The organism is Bradyrhizobium paxllaeri, assembly GCF_001693515.2.
Classification (GTDB): Bacteria; Pseudomonadota; Alphaproteobacteria; order Rhizobiales; family Xanthobacteraceae; genus Bradyrhizobium; species Bradyrhizobium paxllaeri.
In genome coordinates this window covers 2,867,066-2,876,879 of record NZ_CP042968.1, presented here as the reverse complement: position 1 = coordinate 2,876,879, position 9,814 = coordinate 2,867,066, and the positions used below count along the sequence as shown (strand labels likewise).

Below are 9,814 nucleotides of genomic sequence, written 5' to 3'. Positions count from 1 at the left end.
TTCACTGCCCCGCTGCGATCAGTTCCTGGAGCTCTTCGGCATCGAACTCCTGCTCGATCAGCCTGATCGACACGACCCGCGCGAACGACGCCAGATCAGGGTGAACGAACAGATCCGAGACCGCGATCGACACGCCGAGCTCCTGCGACACCCGGCTGAGCACCCGCACGGCAAGCAAGGAATGCCCGCCGAGTTCGAAGAAGTGGTCATAGCGTCCGACCCTGTCGACGCCGAGCAGTTCGGCCCAGATCTTCGCCAGCACAATCTCGATGTCATCCTCGGGCGCCTCAAAGTTGCGGCGGACCAGCGCATCCTCATCCGGTGCCGGCAACGCCCGCCGGTCGATCTTGCCGTTGGGGGTCAACGGCAATTGCTCGAGCACGACGATCGTAGCCGGCACCATGTAATCAGGCAGAATCGCCGACAGCGCATCGCGCAAGGCGCGGCCGTTGAGCGCGGGCTCCCCACTTGCATAGGCGATCAACTGGCGTCCGGTCCTGCTCTCGTGCGCCACCACGGCCGCCGCGCGCACGCCACGCTGCTCGAGCAGGCGCGCCTCGATCTCGCCGAGTTCGATCCGGAAACCGCGGATCTTCACCTGCTGGTCGGCACGGCCGACATACTCGATCACGCCATCCGCCCGCCAGCGCGCGAGGTCGCCGGTGCGATAGAGACGCGCGCCGTTATCGCCGAATGGATCCGGGATAAACCGTTCCGCCGTCATCGCGCCTCGGTTCAGGTAGCCGCGCGCCAATCCGATACCGCCGATGAACAGCTCGCCGGTGACACCGACCGGCACGATGTTGAGGTCGGCATCAAGGATGTAAGTGGACCTGTTACCAACGGGACGTCCGATCGGCGCGGCCTGACCTGACGTCAGCGCGGCGTCGTCGACGGGCCACGCCGTCGATGCGATCACCGTCTCGGTCGGGCCATAGGCGTTGACGAGAAGGTCGACATCGGCGGCCTCGCGGAACGCCTTGATGCCGGTATCCGACCAGGCTTCGCCGCCCACGATGCACGCCCTGATCGCGAGCCTGCGCCCGCCCTGCCGCAACGCCGCGCTCAACTGATCCGCATAGGCCGGCGGCAGAAAGATCGTCGAGACCGCGTGTCTTTCAATCTCGCTGACGAGGTCGTCGATCAGCAGGCCTGGCCTGGACGGCAGGACCAGCGACCCGCCCGTCATCAGCGGCACCAGCCATCGCTCGTGGGCGATGTCGAAATTGATCGACGCCGTCTGGAATTCCCGATCGCGCGACGTCATGCGATACAGCCGGCCGATCGCTTCGCAATGCATGGCGAGCGGCCCGTGCGTAACAGCTACGCCCTTCGGCATGCCGGTCGATCCCGACGTGTAGATCACATAGGCAAGGCTGTCCGAATGGATTTCAACGTTGAGATTGCCAGTGTCGTCTCCGGCGAGCGGCGACGGCTCATCGATACAGCAGACCTCGACGCCGGTCTCGTGCAGCACCGGCGCGAGCGGTTCGAGCAGCGCGCTTTGCGTCAATACCAGCCTCGCCCCGCTGTCGCGCAGCATGTGGGCGAGCCGCTCGGCCGGATAGTCCGGATCGAGCGGCAGATAGCCGCCGCCTGCCTTCAGAACCGCGAGCAGCGCGATCGTCATTACCGGGCTGCGCGGCAAAGCGATGCCGACAAGGCGATCCGGGCCGACGTTCCAGCGGCGAAGCCGCCGCGCAAGCTGGTTTGCGCGGGCGTTCAACTCGCCATAACTGACGCGCTGGTCGCCCCACACCATCGCGACGGCAGATGGCGCCTGCTCCGCTTGCGCCTCGATATGCGCGACGACGCCGATATGGGAAGCAGGCGATGCCAAATGCGTCGCGCGGCTCCAGTTCAGGACCCTTCGGGCCTCGTCACCGGCTGCCGACCCGAGTTGGCCGAGCGGACGGTCCGCATCGGCCGCGATTCGCTCCAGCAATCCGTGCAAGGTGTCGCGAAGACGCCGGATGGCCGCCTCGTCGAACCTGTTACGGTCGTAGTTGAACTCGAGATTGAGCCGGTCGCTTCCGGCGAACACGGCAACCGCCAGCGCATAGTTGGTGGGCGTGACATGGTCCACCCGCCCGAGGCGCGGGCCGCTCTCTCCGGTCCGCCGCAGGCCCTCATCGATCGGATAGTTTTCGAACACCAGGATACTGTCGAACAGTGTCTGCCCGGCATGGCCGGCAAGGCGCTGGATCTCGTAGAGCGGCGTCCAGCCGTGCTCGCGCAACGCAAGATTCTGCTCCTGCAACTGACGCAGCCAGTCGCCGACGCCGGCTTGAGGGCTTGGCGCATCGACGATCGGCAGTGTGTTGATGAAGAGACCCACCATCTCCTCGGAGCCCGGCAGTTCCGCCGGACGGCCCGATACCGTCACGCCGAAACTGACCGCGCTCTGTCCCGAATGCCGCCGCAGCAACTGCGCCCACGCGCCCTGAATGAGCGTATTGAGCGTCACGCGCTCTTGCTTCGCAAATGCCTTCAGCCGCTCGGTCAACTCCGCATTCACCGCAAGCGCAATGCTGCCGTGTCCTTCGGCTTCCGATGTCCTGTTCGTAGCCAGCGTGTTCGCCAGCAGGGTCGGCGTTTCCAACCCGGCCAATGCATCGCGCCAGAACTTTTCGGCGCCTGCGTGATCGCGGCCCTGCAGCCACGCGATGTAGTCACGATAGCTGCCCTGCACGGCCGGCAGCGAACTGCCGTTCACATGCTGCAGCACCTCCGCAACCAGCCGGGCCGAACTCCAGCCGTCGACGAAGATGTGGTGATGGGTCCAGATCAGCCAGTGGCGCTTGTCGTCGAGGCGGATCAGGCGCACCCGCTGCAGCGGCGGCTGTGCGACGTCAAAACCTTGCTCGCGTTCACAGTGGGATACCTCCGCAAGCGCGGCATCCAGCCCTGCACGCTCGCCGCTGCGTTCAAGCGCCGCCGCTCGCTGGCGCCAATCCTCTTCGACGAACGGCACCGCCACATGGCGGTAAACCACCTGTTGCGCAGCGCCCGAAAGATTCTGCCACACAAAGCCGGTCCGCAGCGCGGCGTGCCGGTCGCTCACCGCCTGCCACGCCGCTCGAAGCTTGTCGGCATCGAACCCGAACAGTTCGAGCCCGACCTGGTTCACATAGGCATCGTTATCGCCATCGCGAAGGGCGTGGAACAACATGCCTTGCTGCATCGGCGAGAGCGGATAGATGTCCTCGATGCCACGAAGATCCAGCGCCGCGCCCAGCCGGTCGAGATCGGCCTGACCAAGCCCGGACAGCGCAAAATCGGACGGCGTGAGGCCAGACGCGCCGCTGCAGCAATGCGCCACCAGTTCGCGCAAGGCCGTCTCGTACAGAGCCGCCAGCCGCTCGACCGTCTCGCGCCGGTAGCGCTTGCGTCCATAGCCGAAGGACAGGTGCAGCCGGCCGTCACGCACCAGACCGGTGATGTTCAGCCAGCCGCGCATGGGAGCCGCAGGGCTCCGAGACGGACCAGCGCTCTCGGACGCAAACGCGAAGTGCGAGGATGCGCCTATGCTGCCATCGAACCGGCCGAGATAGTTGAAGACGACCTGCGGCTCCGCCAACTGCGCCAGGCCATGGCGCTGGGCTTCGGAGCCGAGATAGCGCAACACGCCATAGCCGAGTCCACGGTTCGGTATCGCACGAAGCTTTTCCTTGACCGCCTTGATCAGGCAAGCGTCGTCGCTATAGCCACCCTGCAGCCGCACCGGAAATGCGGTCGTGAACCACCCGACCGTGCGGGAAACATCGGCGCCGGGGAACATGTCCTCGCGGCCGTGGCCTTCAAGCTCGACCGCGAGATCATCACGCCTGCTCCAGCGCGAGACGGCGCGCGCCAGGCTCGCCAGCAACAGATCGTTGACCTGCGTCCGATAGGCGGAGGGGGCCTCCTCAAGCAGCCTCGATGTCATCTCGGCATCGAAGATGAGCGATACTTCCTCGCTGTCCCCGACGAGATCGACGCCGCCATGGTCGTCGTCGCATGGCAGGCTCTCGCCCGCCCCGCAATCGAGCCAGAACGGCAGTTCATCGGCCAGCTCCGCGGTCGCCGCGTAGGCGTGCAGCCGCTCGGCCCAGGACGCAAAGGAGTCGCTCTTCGGCGCCAACGTGACCGCGCCGCCTTGCTTCAACTGATCATAGGCCGAGGCCAGGTCTTCCAGCAGGATGCGCCAGGATACGCCATCGACAACCAGATGATGGATGGCGAGCAGCAGCCGCTGGCTGTCATCGGCAAGATCCATCCCGACCGCGCGCAGCAGGGGACCCGACGACAGCGACAGGCTCTCCTGCGCGGCAGAAGCTAGGGCAGTGACCTGTGCCGCATCAGCGACGTCAGCATGAATCCATAATAGCTCCGACGGCGCCGGAACAACGCCCTGCTCCGCCTGCCATGCGCCGTTCGCCTGCTTGAACCGAAGGCGCAACGCATCGTGCTGGTCCACGATTAACGCGAGCGCACGTCGCAGCGTCTCCCAGTCGATCCGCGCCTGCGGGATCAGCAGCACCGCCTGGTTCCAGTGATTCCGGTTGCCGATATCGTCAGCAAAGAAGCGCGTCTGGATCGGCAGGAGATGACGCATGCCGGGTGCCGGCTCGCTGCCAATCACCGTCCACGTGTCCGGCTTCTCTTTTTTGGCGGCAGGTGCTGCCGCAACGGCTGCGACGGTTGCCAAGGCAGCAATCGTTTGCTGGCCAAAAATCTGCTTCGGCGTCAGGCGGATGCCGCGCCTGCGCAGGCGGGCGATGATCTGCAGGCTGAGGATGGAATCGCCACCGAGCTCGAAGAAATTGTCGTTGCGGCCGATGCGATCGCGACCGAGCACCTCACACCAGACTGCCGCGATCGCCTCCTCCGTGTCCCCCACGGGTGCGGCATGGCTTGGCGCGGCGGTCGCTTCTGTCGGCTCCGGCAGTCCTTTGCGGTCGACCTTGCCATTGGGCGTGAGAGGGAGCCGCTGCATTATAATAATGTGTGAGGGCACCATGTATTCCGGTACCGCCGCTGAGAGCTGCTGCTTGATCGCCTCCGGCAGCAGGGTCACGCCGGTGGCGGGCATACAGTAAGCCACGAGTTCCTGCCGCTCGGCGTTCGCGCCGATGGCGCGGGCGATCGCCACGGCGTCATCGACTCCCTGCAACGCCTTGATAGCGCGGCCGACTTCACCAAGCTCGATGCGGTAACCGCGCAGCTTGATCTGATCGTCGGTGCGCCCGAGGAAGATCAGCCGGCCCGCCTGGTCACAGCGAACGCGATCGCCGGTTCGATAGAGCCGCTCTCCGGCCGATCCAAATGGATCCGGCACAAAGCGTTCGGCAGTGAGACCCGCCGCGCCACGATAGCCCCGCGCGACACCGGCGCCGCCGATATAGAGTTCACCCGTGACGCCGATCGGGACCTCATTGAGCGCATCGTCCAACACATAGGCGCGCAAATTGGCGAGCGGCAAGCCGATCGGTATCGGCCCGTTCTCGTGCGTGGTCTCGCATTCATGGGTCACCACACCCACGGTCGTTTCCGTCGGCCCGTAGTGATTGAGAATCCGGCATTGCGGCCGCAACTGCCTGATATCATCGAGCAGCGCTGCGTCGCAGGCCTCTCCACCCAGGATGAGCGCATCGCGTGGCAGAACGTCGGCCGAGCGCTGTGCCTGCAGCAGACCGCGCAGATGGCTGGGCACGATCTTGAGAATGCCGACGTCGCCGTCGCGCATGGCTTGCGCAAACGCATCCGCATCGAACACGGCTTCGGGAGACAGGAGGTGCAACGTCACGCCGGAGGAGAGCGCGCCGAACAGGACGGTGTGACCGAGATCGGCCGCCACGGTCGAGACCATCGCCATGGTTGCCGATGGCTGCGGCTGCAGGCGTTGCAGGAAGGCTTGCACGTAATTGGCCAAAGCACCGTGCGAGACGACCACCCCCTTGGGTGTTCCCGTCGATCCAGAGGTGTAGATGACATACGCCGTCTGCGCGGGGTGGATCACCGTATCAGGCGGTACACCTGGTGTTTCCTTGCGTACCGCCTCAGCGTCCGCGTCGAGTACAAGGCAATCGAGCGCACGCGCTTCGGTCAGCTTCTCGCCCGCAGCCAGTACGATTTCGATGCCCCCATCCTTCAGGATGCGCCTGACGCGCTCCAGCGGCCATTTCGGATCGAGCGGCACATAGGCGCCGCCCGCCTTCAGCACGCCAAGTAGCGCAACGACAAAGGCCGGCGAACGCTCGATCCACAACGCAACCGGCGCCTCACGCGTCACGCCCTTGCCGGCAAGAATATGCGCGATGCGGTTCGATCTTTGCTCGAGATCTGCAAACGTCAGCGTGTCGCTGCCGCATCGGAGGGCAACCGCTGCCTGCCTGTCGGCCGTCGAAGCGCGATGAAGACGGATCACATCGGTGAATCCAAACGCGGAGGTTTGGCTACTCGCGGTCTGCCGGTTCGCGTCCTCAATGACGAAGTCCGCTACCCGTCGCTCTGCATTGTCAGCGATCTGGCGCAGCATCGAACCGAACTGCGCCGCCAGACGCGTGATCGTCGCGGAATCGAAAAGATCGGTCGCGTAGTTGAAGGTCGCCTTCATGCCACCAGCGCCGTCGACGATATCAAGCGCAAGATCGAAATGCGAGCCCGCGAGATCCATGATGTCGATCTCGGCGGTGAGCCCGTCGACGCCATCGAAGCCGCGCGGCGCCGTCATGTAGTTGAACTTCGCCTGGAACAGCGGATTGTGGCTGCCGCTACGTTCAGGGCGCAGGCCGTCGACCAGCATTTCAAAAGGCAAGTCCTGATGCGAGAGCGCTTCGATCACCGCTTCCTTGACCTGCTGCAGCAGGCTCGGAAACGTCGCGTCATCGGCAATCTCGGCGCGCAGCACCAGCGTGTTGACGAAACATCCGATCAGCCGTTCGAGCTGCGCATGCCGGCGCCCTGCGACCGGCACGCCGACGCGCAGATCGTTCTGCCCGGTATAGCGATAGAGCAGCGCCTGATACGCCCCGAGCAGCAGCATGAACACGCTGACGCGATGCTTGGCGGCAATCTCCCGAAGCCGCGCGGCCAGCGCGCCGTCGATTGCAAGGCCAATCGTATCTCCGGCATGGCTTTGCGTTGCCGTTCGCGGCCTGTCGTGAGGCAAGGCCAGAACCGGATGCACATCGCCCAGCTTCGCGCGCCAACAAGCGAATTGCCGGTCGCCCTCGCCTGCCGCGAGCCAGTTTCGTTGCCAGGCGGCGAAATCGGCATATTGAATCGTCTGCAGCGGCGGCGCGCCCGTGTCCTGCCCGATGGCGCCGCGGTAGAGCCCGGCCAGTTCCTCGAGCATGACGTCGAGCGACCAGCCGTCGGCGACGATGTGATGGGCCAGCAGCAGCAGTTCATGCACGTCATCGGTGAGTTGAAGCAGCGCCGCCCGTAGCAGCGGCCCGTGCACGAGGTCGAACGGCTTGCCGAGTTCGGACCGCCTGAGCTCCGCGGCACGATCGTCGCGGTCACGCGCTGGGTACGCACGGAGATCCTCGTGTCTGATATCGACGCTCATGGCGTCGTGGATGACCTGCCTTGCGCGGCCATCTTCGGCGACAAATGTCGTGCGCAGCACCTCGTGGCGCCGGACGACCTCGCCGATCGCGCACGACAGAGCGGCATGATCGAGCTGTCCCTTCAGGCGGATCGTGCTGGCAACGGTATAGGCCGTCCCGGTGGGATCCATATTCCAGAGAAACCATAGCCGCTCCTGCGCGTGCGACAACGTCGCCCGATCGGCGGCCGCGGCCCGCGGGATCGGCGGCAGCGCCCGCCCTGCGCCGGTGTTTGGCAGGCCGTCGATATGGCCCGCGAAGGCTGCGAGCGTCGGCGTGTCGAAGAAACTGCGCAGCTCCAATTCCACGCTGAAACGCTCGCGAATCGCGGCCGCGACCTGGCCGGCCGCGATCGAGTTTCCGCCCAGCACGAAGAAATCATCCTCGCGATGCACGGCCCTTACGGCGAGCGCATCGCACCAGATCGAGGCTACGGCACGCTCGGTATCGGTCGCCGGCGCCGTCAGCGGGGCACCGTCGCGGCGGCGTCCCCTCTCGAACACCATAAAGCTGTCGAGCGTATTGTCGGCCAGGCGCGCCGCGCAGGCCGAACGCTGCAGCTTGCCGCTGGTCGTCAACGGCATCGCTTGCGGATTCAGCAGGACGATCACCGCCGGATATTCCTGCGCCTGCCGCAGCACCGCCTCGCCCACCGCCTGCGCGAGCACCTCGGGATCGCTGCGCTTGAGGACGGTACGGCTGAATTCCGCCGCGACCCCAATGCCTTCCCGCCCGTCGATTTCGACCGCAAAGGCAGCAACCCTTCCGCTACGGACTGATGCCACATCGGCTTCGACCGCCTGTTCGACATCCGTCGGATAGACGTTCTGCCCGCGAACGATCAGGAGATCCTTGAGCCGGCCGGTCACGACCAGCGCACCGTCCCTGATGAAGCCGACATCACCGGTGCGCAGCCAGCGGACGCCATCGCGCTCGACGAAGGCGTGCTCCGTCGCCTCCGGATTATTCCAGTATCCAGCCGCGACGCTGGGACCGGCGACCCAGATCTCGCCCACTTCGTCCGCCTCGGCTGCGGCCGATCCATCGACGCGCATGATGCGCGTGGCATGATCAGCGACCGTTTGGCCGCATTCCACGAGGTCGGTACCCGCATCGGCGTTCGCAACGCGGCCAGCAGCAAGCGCCATCGTGTCGAGCGTATGACTGACGGTCTCGGTGCCAAGTTTACCTGCGCTCACCAGCAGCGTCGCCTCGGCCAGGCCGTAGCAGGCGGTCAGCGCACGCCGGTCGAACCCGGACCGTTCAAATCTGTCTCCGAATCGCCTGAGCGTGTTTTTGCGGACGAATTCCGAGCCGGAGAATGCGAACCGCCAGCGGCTGAGGTCGAGCCGGCCGATCGTTTCATCGGAAATGCGATCGGCGCACAGCGCGTAGGCAAAATCGGGCCCGCCGCTGATCGTGCCGCCATGACGGTCGATCGCCTCCAGCCAGCGCCGCGGTCGCTCCAGAAAATTGCGCGGCGACATCAGGACGGCGGTAAAGCCCGTGAACAGCGGATTCAGTAGCCCGCCGATCAATCCCATGTCGTGATAGAGCGGCAGCCAGCTTACGAAGATATCGTCGAGCATTCCGCCGGCCGCGGCCTGGATCGCCTTCTCATTGGCCGTCAGGTTTTCATGCGAGACGCAAACGCCTTTCGGCTGCGATGTCGATCCCGAGGTGTATTGGAGGAAGGCGATGGTATCAGCCGCAGGCTGCGTCTCGCGCCATTCCGCCGCTGTTTCCAGTGGGATCGCATCCACCGCAATGATCTGGACGTTGGCCAGTTCGGGCAACGCTGTTTCCACGGCGGAACGCAGAGCGGTTTCCACCAGGATGAAGCGAGGCGCCGCATCGCGCAGAATGCCGTTGAGACGTCCCGCATACCGCTCGGGCCCGCCCTCCGGCGGATACGCCGGGACCGCGATCACGCCCGCATACAGACAGGCGTAGAAGGCCAGGGCATAGTTGATCCCACTCGGCAGCAGAATCACCGCCCGCTCGCCCGCGCCGTTCAACGCCTGCAACCGGGCTGCGACGGATCTTATCTGCACATCGAGCGCGGCAAAGGTCAGCTCGTCGGCGACATCGTCGCCTTCCAGGAAACGCAACGCCACTTTGTCCGGGCGTACCGCGGCGTGTTCGCGCAATCGTTCGACAAGGTTGTCTTTGTGCATCTTCCGAAAATCCTGTCCGAACGCGAACCGAGTATCCCTGAC

The 9,814-nt window shown here is 65.1% G+C and carries 1 protein-coding gene; it reads right to left on the bottom strand.

The window, feature by feature from the left end; all coding sequences use genetic code 11:
- Position 1 precedes the first annotated feature (1 nt).
- Positions 2-9,772: a non-ribosomal peptide synthetase gene (locus LMTR21_RS13440; protein WP_065750363.1), complete on the bottom strand. Its 9,771-nt coding sequence runs from the start codon at positions 9,770-9,772 to the stop codon at positions 2-4.
- Between the last annotated feature and the right edge of the window lie 42 nt (positions 9,773-9,814).

What these genes read in the sequence shown, in the direction of transcription:
- LMTR21_RS13440 (WP_065750363.1), bottom strand. Translation starts at nt 9,772, where the DNA reads ATGCACAAAGACAACCTTGTCGAACGATTGCGCGAACACGCCGCGGTA.